The 21,676-nt window shown below is 28.8% G+C and carries 24 protein-coding genes; all 24 read left to right on the top strand.

What is annotated here, in order from left to right; translation table 11 throughout:
• Positions 1-5 precede the first annotated feature (5 nt).
• The 24 genes from OLM55_RS07995 (at position 6) to OLM55_RS07880 (ending at position 21,666) form a co-directional block, all read left to right on the top strand.
• Positions 6-1,259 (top strand): site-specific integrase, encoded by a 1,254-nt coding sequence (locus OLM55_RS07995; RefSeq protein ID WP_264558384.1) that lies wholly within the window; start codon positions 6-8, stop codon positions 1,257-1,259.
• 114 nt (positions 1,260-1,373) lie between these two features.
• A complete protein-coding gene (locus tag OLM55_RS07990; RefSeq protein WP_264558383.1) occupies positions 1,374-1,985 on the top strand; it encodes a TetR/AcrR family transcriptional regulator in 612 nt (203 codons plus the stop codon).
• Between the two features lie 3 nt (positions 1,986-1,988).
• On the top strand, positions 1,989-3,239 hold the full coding sequence (locus tag OLM55_RS07985; RefSeq protein WP_264558382.1) for a TolC family protein: 1,251 nt from the start codon (positions 1,989-1,991) through the stop codon (positions 3,237-3,239).
• Between the two features lies 1 nt (position 3,240).
• A complete protein-coding gene (locus tag OLM55_RS07980; protein ID WP_264558381.1) occupies positions 3,241-4,113 on the top strand; it encodes an HlyD family secretion protein in 873 nt (290 codons plus the stop codon).
• A 38-nt stretch (positions 4,114-4,151) separates the two neighbouring features.
• Positions 4,152-4,562 (top strand): hypothetical protein, encoded by a 411-nt coding sequence (locus OLM55_RS07975; protein ID WP_264558380.1) that lies wholly within the window; start codon positions 4,152-4,154, stop codon positions 4,560-4,562.
• Positions 4,563-4,587: 25 nt separating this feature from the next.
• Positions 4,588-5,064: a Dps family protein gene (locus OLM55_RS07970; RefSeq protein WP_264558379.1), complete on the top strand. Its 477-nt coding sequence runs from the start codon at positions 4,588-4,590 to the stop codon at positions 5,062-5,064.
• A gap of 4 nt (positions 5,065-5,068) precedes the next feature.
• Complete coding sequence (locus tag OLM55_RS07965) at positions 5,069-5,521, top strand: OsmC family protein (RefSeq protein ID WP_264558378.1); 453 nt, start codon at positions 5,069-5,071, stop codon at positions 5,519-5,521.
• A 2-nt stretch (positions 5,522-5,523) separates the two neighbouring features.
• Entirely contained in the window at positions 5,524-5,925 is a 402-nt protein-coding gene (locus OLM55_RS07960) for a hypothetical protein (protein ID WP_264558377.1), read from the top strand.
• Entirely contained in the window at positions 5,922-6,371 is a 450-nt protein-coding gene (locus OLM55_RS07955) for a hypothetical protein (protein ID WP_264558376.1), read from the top strand. Before OLM55_RS07960 ends, OLM55_RS07955 begins: the two co-directional genes overlap by 4 nt.
• A complete protein-coding gene (locus tag OLM55_RS07950; RefSeq protein WP_250593408.1) occupies positions 6,368-6,655 on the top strand; it encodes a hypothetical protein in 288 nt (95 codons plus the stop codon). The genes OLM55_RS07955 and OLM55_RS07950 overlap by 4 nt, the downstream gene beginning before the upstream one ends.
• A gap of 39 nt (positions 6,656-6,694) precedes the next feature.
• On the top strand, positions 6,695-7,591 hold the full coding sequence (locus tag OLM55_RS07945) for an ABC transporter ATP-binding protein (RefSeq protein ID WP_264558375.1): 897 nt from the start codon (positions 6,695-6,697) through the stop codon (positions 7,589-7,591).
• Positions 7,592-7,593: 2 nt separating this feature from the next.
• Positions 7,594-8,328, top strand: a complete 735-nt coding sequence (locus OLM55_RS07940; RefSeq protein WP_250593406.1) for an ABC transporter ATP-binding protein — start codon at positions 7,594-7,596, stop codon at positions 8,326-8,328.
• A 38-nt stretch (positions 8,329-8,366) separates the two neighbouring features.
• A complete protein-coding gene (locus OLM55_RS07935) occupies positions 8,367-9,473 on the top strand; it encodes an ABC transporter permease (RefSeq protein ID WP_264558374.1) in 1,107 nt (368 codons plus the stop codon).
• 34 nt (positions 9,474-9,507) lie between these two features.
• The gene (locus OLM55_RS07930; RefSeq protein WP_264558373.1) at positions 9,508-10,629 is read left to right on the top strand and encodes an ABC transporter permease; all 1,122 of its coding nucleotides are present in this window, start codon (positions 9,508-9,510) and stop codon (positions 10,627-10,629) included.
• A gap of 129 nt (positions 10,630-10,758) precedes the next feature.
• Entirely contained in the window at positions 10,759-12,114 is a 1,356-nt protein-coding gene (locus OLM55_RS07925) for an MBL fold metallo-hydrolase RNA specificity domain-containing protein (RefSeq protein WP_264558372.1), read from the top strand.
• 25 nt (positions 12,115-12,139) lie between these two features.
• Positions 12,140-12,886, top strand: coding sequence for a TIGR00730 family Rossman fold protein (locus OLM55_RS07920; RefSeq protein WP_264558371.1), 747 nt, complete (start codon positions 12,140-12,142; stop codon positions 12,884-12,886).
• Positions 12,883-13,317, top strand: coding sequence for a DUF2141 domain-containing protein (locus OLM55_RS07915; RefSeq protein WP_264558370.1), 435 nt, complete (start codon positions 12,883-12,885; stop codon positions 13,315-13,317). The genes OLM55_RS07920 and OLM55_RS07915 overlap by 4 nt, the downstream gene beginning before the upstream one ends.
• A 67-nt stretch (positions 13,318-13,384) precedes the next feature.
• Complete coding sequence (locus OLM55_RS07910; RefSeq protein WP_264558369.1) at positions 13,385-14,287, top strand: hypothetical protein; 903 nt, start codon at positions 13,385-13,387, stop codon at positions 14,285-14,287.
• Between the two features lie 10 nt (positions 14,288-14,297).
• A complete protein-coding gene (locus OLM55_RS07905; protein ID WP_264558368.1) occupies positions 14,298-15,140 on the top strand; it encodes a restriction endonuclease in 843 nt (280 codons plus the stop codon).
• A 5-nt stretch (positions 15,141-15,145) separates the two neighbouring features.
• A complete protein-coding gene (locus OLM55_RS07900; RefSeq protein WP_264558367.1) occupies positions 15,146-15,712 on the top strand; it encodes a Pycsar system effector family protein in 567 nt (188 codons plus the stop codon).
• Positions 15,713-15,745: 33 nt separating this feature from the next.
• A complete protein-coding gene (locus OLM55_RS07895; protein ID WP_264558366.1) occupies positions 15,746-19,414 on the top strand; it encodes a metallophosphoesterase in 3,669 nt (1,222 codons plus the stop codon).
• 262 nt (positions 19,415-19,676) lie between these two features.
• A complete protein-coding gene (locus tag OLM55_RS07890; RefSeq protein ID WP_319800090.1) occupies positions 19,677-20,396 on the top strand; it encodes an RteC domain-containing protein in 720 nt (239 codons plus the stop codon).
• A gap of 89 nt (positions 20,397-20,485) precedes the next feature.
• A complete protein-coding gene (locus OLM55_RS07885; protein WP_264558364.1) occupies positions 20,486-20,773 on the top strand; it encodes a helix-turn-helix domain-containing protein in 288 nt (95 codons plus the stop codon).
• Positions 20,774-20,859: 86 nt separating this feature from the next.
• Positions 20,860-21,666 (top strand): transcriptional regulator, encoded by an 807-nt coding sequence (locus tag OLM55_RS07880; RefSeq protein ID WP_264558363.1) that lies wholly within the window; start codon positions 20,860-20,862, stop codon positions 21,664-21,666.
• Positions 21,667-21,676: the final 10 nt, after the last annotated feature.

The raw sequence follows: 21,676 nt of genomic DNA, 5'->3' as shown, positions 1-21,676 counted from the left end.
CCACAATGAAAACAAAAATCACACTTCACTTTTATGCTAAAAGCACAAAAGCCAATTCAAACGGACTACTTCCAATTTATGTAAGACTAACAGTCGATGGTAAACGTTTAGAGTTTAGCACCAAAAAGTTTGTAGAAAAATCAAAATGGTCAAGCGAATTAGCTAAAATGAAAGGTACAACAGAAGAAGCTCGTTCAATCAATAGCTACCTTGATTTAATGAAATCTAAAGTATTAGATGCTCAAATGGAACTACTCCATCGTAATGAAACATTATCAATTGAAAACTTTAAAAATAAGTTGCTCGGAACCGAAGAACGTCAAAGAATGTTAGTTCCTATATTCCAAGACCATAACAACAAAATAAAAGAATTGGTAGGTAAAGAATATGCACCAGGAACATTAGAACGTTACAACACTTCTTTAAAACACACTATTGAGTTCATGCAATGGAAATATAATATTTCAGATATTGATATTACCAAGATTGATCACGCTTTTATAACCGATTATGAATTCTGGTTAAGAAGTGTTAGAAATTGTGCGAATAACACAGCTGTTAAATACATCAAGAACTTCAATAAAATTATCAAGATATGTTTGGCCAATGACTGGCTTGACAAGAACCCATTTGCAAACTATAAATCAAAAGTTAAAGAAGTTGAAAGAGTTTATTTATCTGAAGAGGAAGTTCAAGCTATAATTGAAAAAGAATTTAAAACAGAAAGACTTTCACTAGTTCGCGATATATTTCTTTTTAGCTGTTTTACTGGTCTTGCTTACATAGATGTCAAAAACTTAACAAAGTCGCATATAAGCTTCGGTATTGATGGTGAGAAATGGATATTTACACACAGACAGAAAACAGAAAGTGCTTCTAAAATTCCAATCTTACCAGTTACACAGATGATAATTGATAAATATGAAAACCATCCTCAAAGTAATAATCAAGAAAAATTACTTCCTATCCTATCCAATCAAAAAATGAATTCCTATTTAAAAGAAATTGCTGCTGTTTGTGAAATAGAAAAAGAATTAACCTTTCACATTGCCCGACATACATTTGCGACAACTGTAACGCTTACAAATGGAGTGCCAATTGAAAGTGTAAGTAAAATGCTTGGACATAAAAATTTAAGAACTACCCAACATTATGCAAAGGTTTTAGATAGAAAAGTAAGCGATGATATGAAAATTTTAAAAGATAAATTCACTGTTCTAAATAATAGCCAATTAAATAAAAATGTAATTTCTAGTTGAATATTAATCAAATATAAATAAATGATTTATGTTAAATAAATCTTAAATAAGGTTTAATAAATATATTTTCAATAAATTTGTTAACCAAATAGTTAAATCAGATAGTTAAACATTATGAATAATAAAGAATCAGAAAATACTGAAACTGAAATATTAAATGCAGCAAAGGAAGTTTTCCTACAGAAAGGAATGGCTGGAGCAAGAATGCAAGAAATTGCGGATAAAGCCAATATAAATAAGGCATTATTACATTATTATTATAGAAGCAAACAACTTTTATTCGAGGCAGTTTTTAAAAGTGCTTTTAAATTGTTAGCTCCTCAATTAAATAAAGTGTTGAATGACGACACCGATTTAATTGAAAAAATAAGAAAATTTACAGAGAATTATGTCGCATTTGTAATCAAACATCCTTATTTGCCAAATTTTGTAATACAAGAGTTAAGTAAAAATCCTGATTTTATACAAAAGCTTCGTGCAGAAAAAAACTTCCCTACAATTGATAAATTTAAAATTCAGGTTAATGAAGCGATAGATAAAGGCATTATTAAACCAATTGAAGCAGAACAATTGTTTATTAATATTATATCCTTAAATATTTTTCCATTTATAGGTGAACCTCTATTAATGGCACTTGTGAATATGGACAAAGAAAGCTACAAGAAATTATTAAAAAAACGTAAAACGGAAGTATCGGAGTTTATTATTAATTCAATAAAAATTTAAATTATGAAAAATAATTTAGTAACAATATTGCTTCTAATTTTAACTATTAGTTCTTATGCACAACAAAAACTAACGATTGAAGAATGTTATGCTTTGGCAGAAAAAAATTATCCCATTGCTAAACAAACAAATTTTTTACAACAAAAAACAACGTTTGAAATAGATGCTCTAAATAAAGCAAAATTACCTAAAATAGACATAAACGCACAGGCAACTTATCAATCAGATGTAATTGGATTACCTACTTCTTTACCTGGTGTAGAACCAATAAATAAAGACCAATATAGAGCCACTTTAGATGTAAATCAATTACTTTATAATGGAGGAATGATTAATGCAAACACCAAATTAAAAGAAGCTCAAATGCTTACACAGCAACAACTAGTTGCTGTTAATTTGTATCAACTTAAATCTCGTATCAATTATTCATACATGATGATTTTGTTATGGCAAGACCAAAGAGAATTATTATTAGCCAAACAAAGCACTATCCATTCAAAAATAAAAGAAGTAAAATCAGGTGTAAAAAATGGTGCTATGTTGCCTTCATCTGAACAAGTTTTAGAAGCTGAATTGTTAAAATTAGAACAGGCATTAACTGAAAATACATTTCAACGAATAAAAGAACTTCAAAATTTAGCCGGTTTAACTTCAATAACTATTAAAGAAAACTCTGTTTTAGAAAGACCTAGTTCTGCTTTAGAAAAAAACGGAATTCGACCTGAAATGAAATTTTTTGAATTGCAACAAGCTCAAATAGATGCTTCAAAAAATGTAGTTTCAAAATCAATTTTACCAAAATTAAACGCTTTTGGACAAGCAGGTTATGGAAATCCAGGTTTGAACATGCTTAATAATTCATTTGACGATTTTTATGTTGTAGGTTTAAAATTGAATTGGAATGTATTTGATTGGAATAAATCAAAATCGGAGAAACAAGCTTTAGATATTGCAAAAGAAATTGTTACAACTGAAAAAGAAACTTTTGAAACCAATAATCAAATGCAATTAAACGAATTACAATCTGAAATTTCTAAACTAGAAACCATTATTAAAACAGATTCTCAAATTATTCTGTTACGGGATAAAGTTGTTCAATCTTCCGATTCTCAAATGCGAAATGGTGTGATTACAACATCTGAATATGTTTCAGAATTAAATCAACTTTTTGATGCTAAAACCAATCAAAAAGTACATCAAACACAATTAGAATTGGCTAAAATAAATTATCAAACTATTAAAGGAACCCATTAAGATGAAAAAAAGTATTTTATATATTACAGTATTAGCGATATTTTCTTGTAACAAAGACAAAAATGAAGCAGATGCTTTTGGAAACTTTGAAGCTACAGAAATAACTATTTCATCTGAAGCAAACGGAAAAATCGAATTTCTAAAACTTGAAGAAGGAGATCTTTTACAAGAAAACGCTTTAGTTGGACAAATAGATACCACTCAATTGTATTTGAATAAACAACAATTATTGGCTTCAAAAAATACGATTTATTCTAAATCAACTAATGTTTTATCACAACGAAATGTGTTAAACGAACAATTAAAAACGACTTTAATTGAGCAAAAAAGAATTCAAAATATGTTTGCTGAAAGTGCTGCAACAAAACGTCAAGTAGATGAAGTAAACGGAAAAGTAAGTGTTTTAAAGCAACAAATGCAAAGTGTTGAAACCCAAAATGCACCAATTATTAACGAAGTTAAATCGATTGAAATTCAGATTGAAAAGATAAACGACCAATTAAAAAAATCAAAAATCTTCAATCCAATTTCTGGTACTGTTTTGGCCAAATATGCCGAACCAAACGAAATCACAGCTTTTGGTAAACCATTATATAAAATGGCAAATTTAAATGAAATGACACTGCGAGTTTATTTTAGTGAAACCCAATTAGCATCCATAAAAGTCGGGCAAGATGTAAACGTAACTATTGATGATAAAGATGGAACAAAACCCTATAAAGGAAAAATTTCATGGATTTCATCATCAGCAGAATTCACACCAAAAATCATTCAAACAAAAGAGGAAAGAGTCAATTTGGTGTATGCTGTAAAAATTATCGTAAAAAATGATGGTGCATTGAAAATTGGAATGCCAGCAGAAGTTAAATTTTAATAAAATTTAAAATAAATACTAACTTAAAACTAAAAATCATGAATGGTAAAAACAACATCGCAATTGGTTTTCTTACAATGGGCTTTTTTATGGCTTATGGATTTCTTTTAATTTATTTAAGAGATTTTGCTCCGGGTAAGGAAGAATGGGTAAATACATATAGTATTGGTAAACATTTTGAAACTAGATTAGCTCATGTACATGGCAATTTATTCGCATTTTTAAATATTGTAATTGGATATTTATTGCTTCATTTTCAAAACGAATTAAAAAATGTGAAAGCAATTTCTTGGTTGGCTTTAATAGGTTTACTTATGCCAATTGGAATATTATCTGAAGTATATTTAGGTTTTCCACCAATTTTTGTGCTATTAGGAGCTATTGCAATGACAGCATCAGTTGTATGGCTTGGTGTTTCTTTTTTAAAAATGAAACCTTCAATAAAATAAAATTAACTTATTAAAATAAAAAATAATGGAAAAATTTAATGCAATTGGTTTAGACCAAAAAAAAGTAGAAAACTTGGCGAAAAAGCTAAATATATTACTATCTAACTATTCAATCTTCTATCAAAATACAAGAGGATTTCATTGGAACATTCAAGGAGAGAAATTTTTTGAATTACATTTAAAATTTGAAGAACTTTATAATGATTTATTACTAAAAATCGATGAAATAGCCGAACGTATATTAACATTGGGCTATACTCCAGAACACAGTTATAATGAATACACTAAAACTTCCACTATAATTGAAAGCAATAAAGTTTCAGATGGTCATACAGCTGTAGCACAAATTCTTGAAAGCTTGAAAATAGTTATTGTAATGCAAAGAGCAATTCTTGAATTAGCAAGCGATGCAAACGATGAAGGTACAAATGCTTTAATGAGTGATTATATCCGTTTTCAAGAGAAACAAATTTGGATGTATTCATCGTTTTTAAACAAGTAAAAAAATGGAAAAGCACTATTATAATGTTGATGTAAATTGGAGCAGTGATCGTAAAGGAAATTTATGTTCTCCCGAAATAAATCAATTTAATGCAGTAAAAAAATGTATTGAAGTGGCTACTCCACCTGAATTTCAAAAAGGAATACCAGGTATTTGGACTCCAGAACACTTGTTTACTGCCGCAGTAAGCAGTTGTTTAATGACTACTTTTTTAGCAATTGCAGAAAACTCTAAACTTGAATTTAAAAATTTCAGTTGCAAGTCTAAAGGTGTTTTAGAACAAATAGAAGGTAAATTTCTAATAAGTGAAATAATCCTAGAACCAACAATTATTATTAATGATGAAAAAAATCGTGAAAGAGCTGAAAGAGTTATTCAAAAATCGGAAACTGCATGTTTAATTTCAAATTCAATAATTTCTAAAATTACTATGAATTCAATAATAAAAACAGAGTGATTATGAAAAAGTTAATTTCATATGGTATAGCATTTTTATTAGCTGCATTTGGACTTTTGACTTTGTTCTTGAGTGCTTCGGTTATTTTTGATTTATTTGGAATAAGAGCCAAAGAAGGTAATTACGTTTTATTCATTGTTTGGGCAAATTTCATTAGCAGTATAATTTATTTAATTGCTAGTTATGGTATATTAAAAAGTAAAAAGTGGGCAACTACTATTTTAGGAGTATCGGCACTAATTCTCATAAACGCATTCATAGTTTTTATTATTTATATATACGCTGATGGTATTCATGAAACTAAAACAATTGGTGCAATGATTTTTAGAATCATTATAACCCTATTTTTTATAGCATTAGCCTATTTTACAATTAACAAAAGTAAACAAATTAAAAAATTATGAACAAATTAAAAATTACATCAATCCTATTATCAACGTTCTTTCTTTTTTCTTGCAACGACAAAGCAAAAAATGAATCTGCTGAAACAAGTCAAGCTACTAAAACAGAAGTTCACGAACATTCAAATGACGAAACCATTCAACTAAATGATGGACAAAAATGGAAAGTAGATGTTGATATGATAGCTCATATTCGTACTATGGAAAATGACGTGACTTCATTTGACAAAGAAACACCTGAAAACTATCAATTATTAGCTGATAATTTGAAAAAAAATCTTGATTTATTAACATCAAATTGCACTATGAAAGGTCAAGCTCATGATGAATTACATAAATGGTTACTTCCTTATATCGAATTAGTTGATGATTTTTCAAAAGATAAATCAAATGAAAACCTGGCTAAAATTCAAGAATCATTTACAACCTTTAATCAATATTTCCAATGATATTAAAAAATCTTCACACCGAAAATACAGCAGTTCAAACACAGTTGTTGTTTGAATCAAATGATAAAAAAGTTGTTTCATTACAAATTGCTAAAGGCGAAACCTTAAAAGAACACGTTTCAAAAATACCTGCATTATTAGTTTGTATTTCTGGAAATGCCGTTTTTACTGATGAAAAAGGAACTGTAATTAATCTTAATTCCGGAGTTTATGTAATGATAGAAGTAAATATTAAACATGAAGTAAAAGCAATAGAAGAAAGTAATTTTCTGTTAATTAAATAGCTAATTACTAGTAACTAGTAACTAATCACTTTTAAAATAATGAGTATTTCTGTCCAAAACATATCAAAATCCTACAAATCAATCCAAGCCATTGATGACGTTTCCTTTGAAGTAAATGAAGGAGAATTATTTGGCCTTATTGGACCAGATGGAGCAGGAAAAACTACTATTTTCAGAATATTAACAACGCTTTTAATTGCCAATAAAGGTAACGCAAAAGTTTTAGAATATGATGTAGTTAAAGATTACAAAGCCATTCGAAATTCTGTGGGTTATATGCCAGGAAAGTTTTCACTGTACCAAGATTTAACAGTAGAAGAAAACCTAACCTTTTTTGCCACTATTTTCGGAACAACCATTGAAGAAAATTACGATTTAATCGAAGATATTTACGTTCAAATAGAACCGTTTAAAAAACGAAGAGCAGGAGCATTGTCTGGAGGAATGAAACAAAAACTAGCATTGTGTTGTGCTTTAATTCACGCACCAAAAGTTTTGTTTTTAGACGAACCCACAACTGGAGTTGATCCCGTTTCTCGTAAGGAATTTTGGCAAATGCTAAAACGATTACAGCAAAAAGGAATCACGATTTTAGTTTCAACACCTTACATGGACGAAGCTTCATTGTGTGATAGAATTGCTTTAATACAAAAAGGAAAAATCTTGAAAATCGATTCACCAAGCAACATCATTTCAAAATACGACAAAGTAATTTATGATATTCAATCTAAAAACACACACGGATTAATTCACGATTTAAAAAATTACCCAAGTCATTTTAGTGTTTATGCTTTTGGAGAATTTATTCATTATATAGATACAAATCAAAACTTTAATCCAAACGATTTACAGGATTATTTACAACAAAAAAATCACACTCAAATTATCATAAAACCTGCTCAAACGACAATTGAAGATGTGTTTATGGATTTATAATTATGAACGAAGAAAAAATCATACAAGTCGAAAACCTAACCAAAAAATTTGGAGATTTCACTGCTGTCAAAGGAATTACTTTTGATGTGTATAAAGGAGAAATTTTCGGTTTTCTTGGAGCAAACGGAGCAGGAAAAACTACCGCAATGAAAATGCTCATCGGAATTTCTAATCCAACTTCAGGAAAAGCAAATGTTGCTGGTTTTGATGTATTGTCACAATCAGAAATGGTTAAGAAAAGTATTGGTTATATGAGCCAGAAATTTTCAATGTACGATGACTTAACAATTAAAGAGAACATTACTTTTTTTGGAGGAATTTACGGTTTATCTAGAAAACAAATCAAACAAAAAATTACACAATTAGTTGAAGAGTTAGAACTTCAAGAGGTTATAAATAATTTAGTGGGTTCATTACCATTAGGTTGGAAACAGAAATTATCTTTTTCTGTTGCCTTGTTGCATGAACCTAAAATTGTTTTTCTAGACGAACCAACAGGTGGCGTTGATCCAATAACAAGAAGACAATTTTGGGAAATGATATATACACAAGCTTACAAAGGAACAACCATTTTTGTAACCACACATTACATGGATGAAGCCGAATATTGCGACCGTGTTTCCATTATGGTTGATGGTGCTATTGAAGCATTAGACTCTCCAAAAAAACTAAAAGAACAATTCCAAGTAGATTCAATGAATGATGTGTTTTTAAAATTAGCACGTAATATTGAGTAAGCTAATTACTATTAACTAGTTACTAATTACTATTATAAATGAAAAGATTCATCGGTTTTGTAAAAAAAGAATTCTATCACATTTTTCGTGATAAACGCTCCTTGTTTATTTTATTTGGAATGCCTATTGCTCAAATTTTATTGTTTGGTTTTGCAATTACAAATGAAATTAATAATGTAGAAATTGCAATTTTTGACCAATCAAATGATGTAGAAACACAAAAAATTATTAACAAAATAAAATCGTCTCCTTATTTTAATGTCGAAAATCAAATAAATAATGAAAGTGATATTGAAAAAGAATTTAAAAAAGGAAAAATTAAAGCGGTTTTAATTTTTGAACGTGATTTTAGTAAAAATTTGCAAACAAAAAATGTTGCAGTAGTACAAGCTATAACCGATGCTACAGAACCAAACGTAGCAAACACAATAGCAAATTATACATCTGCGATTATTCAAAATTATCAGTCACAAAAAAAACAACCTAAAACAAATTTAGTAAAAGTTGAAGTACAATCGAGAATGTTTTATAATCCAGAACTTAAAAGTGTTTTCAATTTTGTTCCCGGTGTTATGACTGTTATTTTAATGTTAGTGTCTGCAATGATGACTTCTATTTCTATTACACGAGAAAAAGAAATCGGTACAATGGAAATCCTTTTGGTTTCTCCAATAAAACCTTTTCAGGTAATTATTGGCAAAGTATTTCCTTATATTTTTCTATCAATCATTAATGCTATAATCATACTATTATTGGGCTTTTTTGTTTTCAAAATGCCAATAAATGGTAGCTTACTACTTTTATCTTTTGAAAGCATTTTATTCATTATATCTGCTCTTTCTTTAGGGATTTTAATTTCCACTATTTCAGATTCGCAACAAACGGCAATGATGCTATCCTTGATGGGGCTAATGCTACCTGTTATAATACTTTCTGGTTTTATTTTTCCAATAAATAGTATGCCTTTGCCAATGCAAATCATCAGTAATATTATTCCTGCTAAATGGTTCATTATTATTGTAAAAGCCATAATGCTTAAAGGTGTTGGTATTCAATATATTTGGAAAGAAACACTCATATTAATTGGAATGACAATACTATTTATAACAATAAGTATTAAAAAATATAAAATCAGATTAGAATAAAATTATTTTTTTAAATACACTTAATATTTTCTAAATGAAAACAATATTATTCATCATACAAAAAGAGTTCAAGCAGATTTTTAGAGATAAAAGTATGCTTCAGCTAATATTTATTTTACCTATTTTACAATTATTAATTTTGTCGAATGCTGCCACATTTGATGTTAAAAATATTGCTATCACTTTTGTTGATAATAATCAAAGTCGAGAATCTAGAGAGTTAATAAGTGCATTTGACGCTTCTACCTATTTTAATGTTACAGAATCTTATTTTTCAGAGAATAAAGCTATTGAAGAAATGCAAAAAGGTAAAACAGATATTATTGTAAACATTCCTGTAAACTTTAATCGAAATCTACAAAAAGATAAAAAAGGAAGTATTTCTGTTAACATTAATGCTATTGATGCTGCAACTGCTGGTGTAGAAAATGTGTATGTAACACAGATCGTTAGTGCTTATAATAAGAATATTCAAATACAATCTAAATATATTTCAGAAAACAAAGAAGTAGAACAAAATATAATGGTTATACCTTCTTTTTGGTATAACAATACCTTAAACTACAAAACCTTTATGGTTCCAGGCATATTAGTTTTGTTGGTAACCATGCTAACATTGTTTCTTTCGTCTATGAATATTGTTAGAGAAAAAGAGTTGGGTACATTAGAGCAAATAAACGTTACACCAATAAAAAAACATCAATTTATTATCGGAAAATTATTTCCGTTTTGGGTACTTGGATTAGTCATTTTGACTGTAGGTTTAATAATATCTAAAGTTGTTTTTAATGTTCCAATGCTAGGTAATATTTTATTAGTTTATGGCTTCACATCTATTTATTTACTTTTAATATTAGGGTTTGGTCTTTTTATATCTAATCACACAGAAACCCAACAACAAGCTATGTTTATTGCATGGTTTTTTATGGTAATCTTTATTTTAATGAGTGGTTTGTTTACGCCTATTGAAAGTATGCCAAAATGGGCTCAAAACTTTACTTTGTTAAACCCTATTCGTTATTATGTTGAGTTTATTAGAATGGTACTTTTAAAAGGTTCTGGTTTTGTTGAAGTACTAAATAATTTATTAATAATATTTGGATTTGCAGTAGTTGTAAATGGTTTGGCTGTTTGGAGTTATAAAAAAACAAATTAAAAATTTTAAGTGACTCTATTTGATAGTTTTAAAGTATAGAACCAAACCAAGATGATTTATTTGTATAAGGAAATATAACATAGATAATTTTTAAAATAATTTGCTAAATGCAGTAAAAAATAAAACATTATGAAAATTAAATTCATTGGAGGTGCAGGAACTGTAACGGGTTCAAAAACACTAATCGAAAGTAACGGAGTAACAATTCTTATAGATTGCGGTCTTTTTCAAGGCATAAAACCCTTACGTGAACTCAACTGGGAACCATTACCAGTTTTACCATCAACAATTGATTTTGTTCTACTTACACACGGTCATTTAGACCATTGCGGTTGGTTGCCTAGATTAGTTGATCAAGGTTTTAAAGGTAAGATTTACTGCACGAGTCCAACCAAAGACATCGCAAAACTTATTTTATTGGATAGTGCAAAAATTCAGGAAGAAGAAGCTAACAAAGCTAATGAAGGGCATTATTCAAAACACCAAATTGCAAAACCACTTTATACAGTAGAACAAGCCAAACAAGTTTTTCCTCTTTTTAGAGTAGTAAAAGTGAATGAAGTTGTCAATCTTGATGCTGAAATTGAGGCAGTTTTTACAAATGCAGGACATATCATTGGAGCTTGTACAATAGATTTAATGATTGAAAATAAAAAATTAGTTTTTTCTGGAGATATTGGTCGTGATGACGATGTACTTATGTATGCACCAACAAAACCGAAAAATGCCGATTATATTTTTCTTGAAAGCACTTATGGTAATAGAATTCATCCAGACACTGATACAAAATTTGAGCTAGAAACTTACATTAACAATACAGTCAACAAAGGCGGCACAATCATTATTCCAAGTTTTGCTGTCGAACGAGCTCAAACGGTAATGTATTTGCTTTGGCAACTTAAAAGTGAAGGTAAAATTCCAAATATTCCCTACATCATTGATACACCAATGGGAATAAGAATATTAGACGTTTTTGAAAATAACACAAAATGGCACAAACTCTCTCCAAACGAATGTGTTGAAATGTGTAAAATGTTTACCATGATTATCGATTATAAAGACACAATTGAAGCTATTTATGATAAACAACCTAAAGTAGTCATTGCTGCTAGCGGAATGGTTACAGGTGGTCGAGTATTAAGCTATTTAGAAAAATATATAGGTTTGCCTGAAACAACTGTTATTATCGTTGGATATCAAGCTGAAGGAACTCGTGGACGAAAATTATTAGAAGGTGCAAAAGACATCAAAATTCATGGAAAATATTATGAAGTAAAAGCAAATATTCTTGAAATTGAAGGATTATCAGCTCACGGCGACCAGCAAGATTTAATCAACTGGCTTTCAATATTAGAAAATAAACCTAAAAAAGTATTCTTGGTTCACGGTGAAAATATTCCAGCAGATGAACTACGTATTAAAATAAACGAGAAATATGGTTTTGATTGCGTTGTAGCTTTAATGGGACAAGAGATTGATTTATAATCTCTGATAACTAAAATAATGTAACATGAAAAAGCATAAAAATAAATTAATTACAAATGAATCTTTATTTATTCGAGGGCCGCTATCTCGATTTAAAGAACTCATGTTTACTTTTAAGGTTCAATTTAATTTTATAAAATCTTTTAGAAAGTTACATTTTATTGGCCCTTGTGTAACCGTTTTTGGATCTGCTAGATTTACACCCGATTCAGAACATTACCAAAATGCAGAAAAAATTGGTGCTGAAATTTCTAAACTAGGATTTACTGTTTTGACTGGTGGTGGTCCAGGAATAATGGAAGCGGCAAATAAAGGAGCTTTTGAAAATGGCGGATATTCTGTAGGTTGCAATATTGTATTGCCACGAGAACAAAAACCTAACCCATACTTACATAAATGGATAGATATTCCATATTTTTTTGTTCGTAAAGTTGTTTTAATAAAATATTCATACGCTTTTATTGTAATGCCGGGTGGTGTTGGAACTTTAGATGAATTATTTGAAGCACTTACATTAATTCAAACCAAAGTAATTAAAAACTTTCCAATAATTATTTTTGATTCAGAATATCATAAAGAACTTTGTCATCATATTAAAATTATGGTTGAAAATGAAAGCATTAGTCCAGAAGATATGAAGCTACTTTACGTTACGGATTCAATACCTGATTTAGTAACACATCTAGAAACTCATGCAATTGAAAAATTTGGATTAATCAAACAACAAATTAAACCAAAATGGTGGTTTTTTGAAAATACATCTAAAAAATGAAAAAACTAATAACAACATTATTTTTAGTTCTTTTATCCAATTATTCTCAAGGTCAAGAGTCCTATTCTTTAACGGTTAAAGTTTCAGATTTAAGAAACTCTAATGGAGATGTTCTTTTTTTATTATACAATAAAGAGGGTTCAATACCTGATGAGAAAATTAAAAACTATTATAAAAAAGAAGTTGGTACAATTTCTATGAATTCATCAACTATAACATTTAATAATATTCCTAAAGGGAAATATGCAGTATTTATACTTCATGACGAAAATAAAAATGGCAAAATTGACAAAAAATTCATTCTACCTATAGAAGGAATAGGTTTTTCGAATTATCAAAATATCAACTTAACAAATAGACCTAATTTTTCCAAAGCTAGTTTTAAAATAGATGAAAACTTAACAAAAAGTATTAAAATTATTTATAAGTAACGAAGTCAAACTATTTCAAAATGATATAACCTTTATCAGTCTAATTATGAATATTATAAATAAAATTATGAGAAATAGTATAGTATTAGTTTTTGTTATTTTAGTCTCAAATATTACATATGCACAAACTAAAGCAGATTCAATAACTTCACTTGATTTAGATAAAATAGCACAAGTAAATCAAGGAGAAAGTTATGTTACTTTTCCTTTTGATGTTGGAAATTTAGAACCTTTAATGTTTGAGGCAAATGTTAGCCCTAATTTTAAGATTAGAGAACGTAAAGATTCTAGATTAATGGCAGTGCTTACTTCTCAAATTATTATACGAATGTATGACGAATACTCTTATCCAGTAAGAACACCTAGTTACATACCTCAAATTGCGTTCTATTTTTTAACAGGACATAAAGATGCAGCCAATAAATTAACTTTATTTGGTAAAATTGCTCATCATTCTAATGGTCAAGATGGTAATTTTTATACAGATGATGGAAAAGTCAATTTACAATCAGGAAATTTTGCAACAAACTATTTAGAATTAGGGTTTTTACAATCATCATATAGTCAAAACTTGAAAGCTTTCAAATTTATAAAAAGTTCTGTTGAAATTCACCCAAAGAGTTGGATGTTAGAGGAACTTCATGGTCAATATAGCGGATTGCGATGGCACAATACTTTTTTAGCTTATAAACTTCCTATGAAAACAAACCTTGTAAAAAGTAGTGAACAAAGAGCAAACTTTTCTGTAAAAGCAGAAACAACTTTGATGCTAGATAATATTAACAATTGGGATACTTTTAATTCAAAAAGAATTAATGCCAGTTTAATTGTTTATTATCATCCCAAATTTTTAGAAGACATTGGATTTTTTGTTCAATTCTATCAAGGTATGGATTATTATAATATTTATTTCCAACATCAAATCAGCTCAATTAGATTTGGTATTATGACCGAAACTTTACGTTTTTAAAACAATATTTATGAAAGAAAAACCAATATTTATAAAGAAGAGTAATAAAGAAGTTGAACCTTTTTTAACTCATAAACTAGAACAATCACTTCAACATAGTGGTGCAACTAAAGAAGAAATTGAAAACATTATATCTAAAATAGAACCAGATATTTATGACGGAATTTCTACAAATGAAATATATAAAAAAGCGTATGCTTATTTAAAAAAATCAAACCGAACATCAGCTTCACGATATAGTCTAAAACGGGCTATTTTTGAATTAGGCCCAACGGGTTATCCGTTTGAAAGATTAGTTGGAGCTTTATTACGTGAAAAAGGATATGAAACAAAAGTCAGTGTTATTTTAAATGGCGAATGCGTAACACATGAAATAGATGTATTGGCAGAAAAAGAAGGAAACGTTTATGCAATTGAATGTAAATTTCATTCTGATGCTAAAGTGGTTAGTAATGTCAAAATTCCATTATACATAAATTCAAGGTTTTTAGACATACAAAAACAATGGAATACTAATTCTAACAATTCAACGCACCTCAAACAAGGTTGGTTGGTTACAAATACAAGGTTTACACTAGATGCAATAAACTATGCAAAATGTGTTGGATTAACTTTATTAAGCTGGGATTACCCAAAAGCCAATGGTATAAAAGCCAATATTGATACTTATGGATTATATCCAGTAACAGTATTAACAACATTAACCATAAAAGAAAAACACCAACTAATTGATAAAGATATTGTATTGGTTAAAGAATTATTTAAAGCTTCTTATATGTTGAAAAAAATTGGAATATCTGAAATTAGAATTAAACGGGTTTTAGACGAAATTACGCACTTATGTAAAATTTAATATCTATGGAAAACACTAATAAAGAAAGTAAAAGTAGTTTGCGTCAAGAAAAATTGGCGAAATTTGACACTCGTGGAGTGCAAACACTTTTTAAAACGCTATCAAGAAATCACTACATGTTATTAAAGATGATTGATAATAAAGCAAGAATTATTTTAACAGTAAATTCTATCATTACTTCTTTACTATTTGGTATTCATTTTATTACAACAGAATCTAAAACAATAAACATAAATATTGGTACTAAAATATTGGTAATAAGCAGTATGTTGTCTATGATTTTTGCATTAATAAGCATGTTGCCACATAGGTATTTAGGTAAAGTTTTTCAAAACAGCGGTTATAAAGGAACGTTATATGCCGCTAATTTTTCAAAACAGTCGCTATCTGAATTTAAGAAAGAAATTGAACGCATCATGGATAGCGGAAATTCCGTTTACGATGAAATGATTTATGATATTTACTTTTTAGGATTGGTAATTACTAAAAAACAACAATTATTATATGTTTCAGTTATAGTTCTATTGATAGGTGTATTAGCAACACTTACTTATGCTATTTTTAGTATTTAAATTAGATAAAAAAAAAGCAATTAATCGATATATATGAAAGCTTACTTTACATTTTTATCAATAATTATCCTTTCATCACTTTTATTATATAGTTGTGCATCACTGAATCCTAAACTAAAAGACCAAATTGTATTAGAAGTAAACAAACAGCAACCTACTTTTAAAATCTATTTAATTGGTGATGTTGGAGAACCTGATAATGGAAATGCTCCGGATGCACTTAATGCCTTGGAAAAAGAAATTAAAAAGGCGAACACTTCAGATTTATTGCTATTCTTGGGAGATAATGTTTACCCAAAAGGTATTCCCAAAATAGATAGCCCAGAAAAAAAGGATGCTGTATTTGCATTATCATTACAAATCAACGTAGCAAAAAAATTTCCTGGTCGTGTAATCTTTATTCCAGGAAATCACGATTGGTATAGTGGTTTTTCAGGATTATACCAACAAGAATTATTAGTTGAAGAAGCATTAGGCACTAACACTTTTTTACCTGAAAATGGTTGTGCAATTAAAAAAGTAAACATTAATGATGAAACCATTTTATTAGTTGTTGATTCACAATGGTATATTACTAATTGGGACAAACACCCAACCATAAACGATAATTGCGAAATAAAAACACGTACAGATTTTTTTGACGAATTTAGAAGCGAAATAAAAAAAGCAAGAGGAAAAACAGTAGTAGTTGCCATTCATCATCCTATGTTTACCAATGGATCTCATGGTGGACAATATAGTTTAAAAAACCATCTTAATCCATTCCCAATTTTAGGGTCTCTTAAAAACCTTTTTAGAAATACCACTGGTGTTTCTAATGCAGACTTATCAAACAAGTTTTACAACGAATTAAAACAAAATTTAGTAACGGCATCACAACAAAACGATAATGTAATTTTTGTTTCTGGACATGATCATAATTTACAATATCTTGTTGAAGACAATATTCCGCAAATCATTAGTGGTTCAGGTTCTAAAAATACGGCTACACGGTTAGTAAAAGGAGGTAAATTTGCATACCCTAAAAGTGGATTTGCTGTTTTGAATTTTTTTAAAGATGGTTCTTCAGAAGTTAATTTTATTGCAGCAGAAAACAATCAAATAGTTTTTAATGAACAAGTTTTTCCTTCTGATTTTGAAAAATCTACAATAAAATATCCTAAAATAATTCAAGATTCAGTCAAAGCGTCTATTTATACAAATAAAGAAACCTCTAAAAATGCCTTTTTTAAATTTTTATGGGGAGAAAGATATAGAAAATACTATAGTATTCCTGTAAATGCTAAAGTAGCTTATTTAGACACTCTTATGGGTGGTTTAACTCCTATACGTAAAGGTGGTGGCACACAATCCAAAACGCTTCATTTACAAACAAAAGAGGGAAAAAGATTTGTAATGAGAGCTTTAAAAAAGAATGCCACTCAATATATTCAAGCTTCAGCTTTTAAAGACCAATATGTTGAAGGTTATTTTGAGAACACAGCTTCAGAATCACTGGTGAAAGATGTGTTTACTGGCTCATATCCTTACGCACCTTTTGTTGTGGCATCGTTGTCTAGTAGTTTGAATATTCCATATTTGAATTCGCACCTATATTATATTCCCAAACAAGATAATTTGGAAAAATACAATCAAGAATATGGTAATGAACTATACGTGTTTGAAGAATATGCATCTGAAGGAAATACTCAATTGACTAATGGAAATTTTACGGGAAACATTATAAACACCAAAGATGTTATTGAAAAAATTCATGAAGACGATACAAAAGTTATAGACGAACAAGCATACATTAAAGCTCGATTGTTTGATATGTTAATTGGTGATTGGGATAGACATTACGACCAATGGCTTTGGATAGAATATCAAGAAAATAACAAAACAATATATAGACCATTGCCAAGAGATAGAGATCAAGCTTTTTCTAAAATGTCTGATGGTTTTATGTTAGGTACTTCAATTCACCTAATTCCTGCTTCCAAATTATTACGAAAATATGCAGCTGATTTAAAAGATGTAAAAGGATTTAATATAGAACCTTATCCTTTAGATATCGCATTTATATCACAATCCAATAAGGATATTTGGGATAAACAAGTTGCAGAAATACAAAATGATTTAACCAATGAAGTAATAGACAAAGCTTTTAATACTGTTCCAAAAGAAGTACAAGATGAATCTATTGAAACCATTAAACATCTATTAAAAGGCAGAAAAACCAATTTACAAACCATAGCCGATTCATATTATAAGCTAATAAATAAATATGCCGTTATTGTCGCAACCAATAAAAAAGATTCTATAAAAATAAATGGATTAGAAAATGGAAATGTAGAAGTTTCAATGTATCAATGGAAAGAAAATTCAAATATAGATTATTTTCATAATAGAACTTACAACCCAAAACTTACAAAGGAAATATGGATTTATGGGTTAGATGATGATGACATTTTTAATATAACAGATGAAATAAAAAAAATAAAAATTAGAATTATTGGTGGTCAAAATGAAGATGAATACATTGTTGAAAACGGTAAAAATATAGTAATATATGATTACAAATCCAAGCCAAATACACTAAAAGAAATACATAATGCTACGATTAAACTACAAGATAAATATAGCACCAATGTTTACGATTATAAGAAACTTAAAAATAATTTCAATCAAATAATTCCGACCATTGGTACAAATCCAGATGATGGCATTAAAATTGGAATCAATAACACCTATACAACTTATGGTTTCGAAAGAAATCCATTTACTAGCCAGCATAAAATCAACACGGCTTTTTATTTTGCTACTAATGGCTATGAAATTAAATATCAAGGTGAATTTGCTAATATTATTGGCAATTTAAACTTAAAAATTAATTCAATTTTTCAAAGTCCTAACTACACCTTAAACTTTTTTGGTTTTGGTAATGAAACTGAAAATTTAGAAAATGCTTTTGGACTTGACTACAATCGAGTAAGAGTTCGCGAATTTCAACTTAATCCTTCATTGGTTTATAGAGCTTATGGTGGTAGTCAATTTAGTTTTGGTTTAGGATATGAGTCAATTGAAGTAGAAAATACTCAAAACAGATATGTAGAAAACAGTTCTCAATTGCCAAGCTATATTTTTAAGACTAATCAATTTGGAAGCATAAATACCAAATTTGAATTTGAAAATTATGATAATAAGGCATACCCTACTATAGGTTTTAAATCAAGTGTTGATATTGGTTATAAAATGAATTTGGACCAAAGCAACAGAGGTTATACTTATCTAATTCCCGAATTAAGTATTACTCATAAATTAGTATCATCAGGAAAACTTGTATTGGCTAGTAGAATAAAAAGTCAAGTTAATTTAGGTAATAATTTCGAATTTTATCAAGCACCTTCTATTGGTGGCACTAATGGGTTAAGAGGGTTTAGAAATCAACGATTTACGGGTAACAGTTATGTTTTCCAAAATACTGACTTAAGATATAGTTTTGATAAAATAAAAACCAAATTAATACCAATCCGTTTTGGTTTATTTGGTGGGTTTGATTATGGAAGAGTTTGGTTTGATAATGAAGATTCAAACAAATGGAATAACTCTTATGGTGGTGGTTTTTTCATGTCTGGAGTTGATGTTATAACAACAAACCTTGGAGTATATAATTCAATTGATGGAATACGTATAGCTTTTAGTCTAGGTTTTGGTTTTTAGATAATTAATAATAAATCAATTATGAAAAATTTTTTTTTAATCAAGTGGATTATTAGAAGAATTGATGCTTTCTGGAGTAATATTTTCTATTAGATTCTACTGTAAATTTAAACATAAAACTACTTATCCTAAATTGAATATAAAAACAACCAAATTATTATCCGATCTCAACGAGCAACTAAATTTTATCGAATTAGAAATTGATAATCAGATAACTCGTTGCGAAAGTTCCATTGAAATTATTTTAAAAGTATTGATTAATTTGAAAAACTTAATTTCAAAATTCAAATTCAAATCTGAAACTGAAGAAATCCAATTTTTTAAAGAAATAAAGCCTCAATTCTCTTCTAAACTTATATACAACAATATGATTTATAAGATTGAAATGAAAAGACCAAATGGTGGAAGTAGAATATTAAAAAAATATTATAACAATGAGCTTTTAAAGCTAAAAGCTTTCTTTGACAACGAACTTGAATTTTATCAATATTACCGTTCAGGAAGTACTTATTTAGATTATAAATACTTTTTAAGAGGTAAATTCGATATTAAAATGGCATTAGATAGTTATTACTTTGAAACCGATAAAACTTTTTCAACCTCTCATGACTTCAAAGTAGCTAGAATATTAGCTAACGATTTAATCCAATTGTATTTAGAAAATCAAATTATTATGATTGACAATAAAGACTCTTGTGAAAAATCACAACGCAAACCGAACATAAAAATGACTTGGACAAGCTCAAAAGTTTCATTAATTGAATTAATGTATGCTTTACATACGAAAGGTGTTTTCAATAATGGTGCCGCTGATTTAAAAGATATTGCTGAATATTTTGAACATGTTTTTGAAATTGATTTAGGGCAATACCGTCGTGCATTCCTTGAAATTAGAGCAAGAAAGAATGAAAACACAAAATTCATTACAACATTAAATGAAGCATTATTGAAAAGAATGGAAAGTTCAGATGAGGTTATTTAAATAAAAATCGTTCACAACATGAACCCCGTTGTGAAATAAAACCATTCAAACTTCACAAATTTGTACCATAACAATCTAAAATATCAGTTATGGCAATCGAAGTTATTACACGCGAAGACTTAAACGAATTCCGTAGTCTTCTCCTAAATGATTTAAAAGAAATCATTCATTCAAAACCCCAACAGCAAAAACAGTGGCTCAAATCTAAAGAAGTCAGAAAGCTGTTAAATATTTCTCCAGGAACTTTACAAAATTTAAGAATTAACGGCACACTAACCTATACCAAAGTTGGCGGTATCATGTATTACGACAATGCAGACATCGAAAAACTACTGAACGGAAATAAAGTACATGCAGTTCCAACTCTTTTTAAGTAAAAATGTATTTGTCAACCTGAACTTGTTTCAGGTTCTAATAATACTAGTCACTTATCACTAATTACTAGTCACTTATCACTAACAAAATGAATTACATCAAACACCTAACCGGTTTCTTCATTCGCATTGCATCTCAAGAAACCATTTATCCAACACACATAAGTCTATACATTGCCTTATTCCAAAGTTGGAATATCAATCGTTTTAAAAACCCAATAACTATTTCTAGAGAAGAAATGATGAAAACCAGTAGAATAGCTTCAAAAGCTACTTATCATAAGTGTATTAAAGAATTGCAAAGTATGGGCTTTATAGAATATTTACCATCATACAATCCGTATTCCGGTTCAGAAGTAATATTACATGATCTATCAGATAGAAAAAGTGTTTTTAAAAACCAAACCAGTTCAATTATTGACCAAACCCAACCAATAAATGACCTAGCCAATAGCAATGGTGCTGAACAAGTTGATGAACCCAATATATATAATAATACAAAAACATCTAAAAACAATGAAAACATATCTATAGACAACAATTTTAAAATTTTTAATCAAGATGATTTTATTTTAAGTATAAATAATAAAAAAGAAAAAAGTTCCGCAAAAAAAGAAAAAGCCGAAAAGCCAAGTTTAGAACAAGTCAAAGAATATTTCAAACAACAAGAGTATTCAGAATTTGAAGCAGAACGATTTTACAATTATTACACAAGTAATGGTTGGTTAATTGGTGGTAAAACTAAAATGATAGATTGGCATGCAGCAGCTCGAAATTGGATGTTGAATACAGCAAAATTCACAGTTAATCTTCCACAAAATCTACAAACAAAAGAACAACCAAGAGCCAAACACTTACAAGTTACTGAGGATAAAAACTATGCAGAACCACTTTAACCTGAACTTG

Origin of the sequence: Flavobacterium sp. N2270 (assembly GCF_025947225.1) — a bacterium.
Classification (GTDB): Bacteria; Bacteroidota; Bacteroidia; order Flavobacteriales; family Flavobacteriaceae; genus Flavobacterium.
The sequence above is the reverse complement of the archived record's forward strand: the minus strand, read 5'-3'. Positions and strand labels throughout refer to the sequence as shown.

Excerpts from the sequence above, each read along its gene's own strand:
- OLM55_RS07895 (WP_264558366.1), top strand. The coding sequence starts at position 15,746 with ATGAAAGCTTACTTTACATTTTTATCAATAATTATCCTTTCATCACTT.
- OLM55_RS07940 (WP_250593406.1), top strand. The coding sequence starts at position 7,594 with ATGAACGAAGAAAAAATCATACAAGTCGAAAACCTAACCAAAAAATTT.
- OLM55_RS07945 (WP_264558375.1), top strand. The coding sequence starts at position 6,695 with ATGAGTATTTCTGTCCAAAACATATCAAAATCCTACAAATCAATCCAA.
- OLM55_RS07985 (WP_264558382.1), top strand. The coding sequence starts at position 1,989 with ATGAAAAATAATTTAGTAACAATATTGCTTCTAATTTTAACTATTAGT.
- OLM55_RS07990 (WP_264558383.1), top strand. The coding sequence starts at position 1,374 with ATGAATAATAAAGAATCAGAAAATACTGAAACTGAAATATTAAATGCA.
- OLM55_RS07970 (WP_264558379.1), top strand. The coding sequence starts at position 4,588 with ATGGAAAAATTTAATGCAATTGGTTTAGACCAAAAAAAAGTAGAAAAC.
- OLM55_RS07880 (WP_264558363.1), top strand. The coding sequence starts at position 20,860 with ATGAATTACATCAAACACCTAACCGGTTTCTTCATTCGCATTGCATCT.
- OLM55_RS07920 (WP_264558371.1), top strand. The coding sequence starts at position 12,140 with ATGAAAAAGCATAAAAATAAATTAATTACAAATGAATCTTTATTTATT.
- OLM55_RS07960 (WP_264558377.1), top strand. The coding sequence starts at position 5,524 with ATGAAAAAGTTAATTTCATATGGTATAGCATTTTTATTAGCTGCATTT.
- OLM55_RS07955 (WP_264558376.1), top strand. The coding sequence starts at position 5,922 with ATGAACAAATTAAAAATTACATCAATCCTATTATCAACGTTCTTTCTT.
- OLM55_RS07915 (WP_264558370.1), top strand. The coding sequence starts at position 12,883 with ATGAAAAAACTAATAACAACATTATTTTTAGTTCTTTTATCCAATTAT.
- OLM55_RS07975 (WP_264558380.1), top strand. The coding sequence starts at position 4,152 with ATGAATGGTAAAAACAACATCGCAATTGGTTTTCTTACAATGGGCTTT.
- OLM55_RS07925 (WP_264558372.1), top strand. The coding sequence starts at position 10,759 with ATGAAAATTAAATTCATTGGAGGTGCAGGAACTGTAACGGGTTCAAAA.
- OLM55_RS07965 (WP_264558378.1), top strand. The coding sequence starts at position 5,069 with ATGGAAAAGCACTATTATAATGTTGATGTAAATTGGAGCAGTGATCGT.
- OLM55_RS07935 (WP_264558374.1), top strand. The coding sequence starts at position 8,367 with ATGAAAAGATTCATCGGTTTTGTAAAAAAAGAATTCTATCACATTTTT.
- OLM55_RS07905 (WP_264558368.1), top strand. The coding sequence starts at position 14,298 with ATGAAAGAAAAACCAATATTTATAAAGAAGAGTAATAAAGAAGTTGAA.
- OLM55_RS07980 (WP_264558381.1), top strand. The coding sequence starts at position 3,241 with ATGAAAAAAAGTATTTTATATATTACAGTATTAGCGATATTTTCTTGT.
- OLM55_RS07885 (WP_264558364.1), top strand. The coding sequence starts at position 20,486 with ATGGCAATCGAAGTTATTACACGCGAAGACTTAAACGAATTCCGTAGT.
- OLM55_RS07930 (WP_264558373.1), top strand. The coding sequence starts at position 9,508 with ATGAAAACAATATTATTCATCATACAAAAAGAGTTCAAGCAGATTTTT.
- OLM55_RS07900 (WP_264558367.1), top strand. The coding sequence starts at position 15,146 with ATGGAAAACACTAATAAAGAAAGTAAAAGTAGTTTGCGTCAAGAAAAA.
- OLM55_RS07995 (WP_264558384.1), top strand. The coding sequence starts at position 6 with ATGAAAACAAAAATCACACTTCACTTTTATGCTAAAAGCACAAAAGCC.
- OLM55_RS07910 (WP_264558369.1), top strand. The coding sequence starts at position 13,385 with ATGAGAAATAGTATAGTATTAGTTTTTGTTATTTTAGTCTCAAATATT.
- OLM55_RS07950 (WP_250593408.1), top strand. The coding sequence starts at position 6,368 with ATGATATTAAAAAATCTTCACACCGAAAATACAGCAGTTCAAACACAG.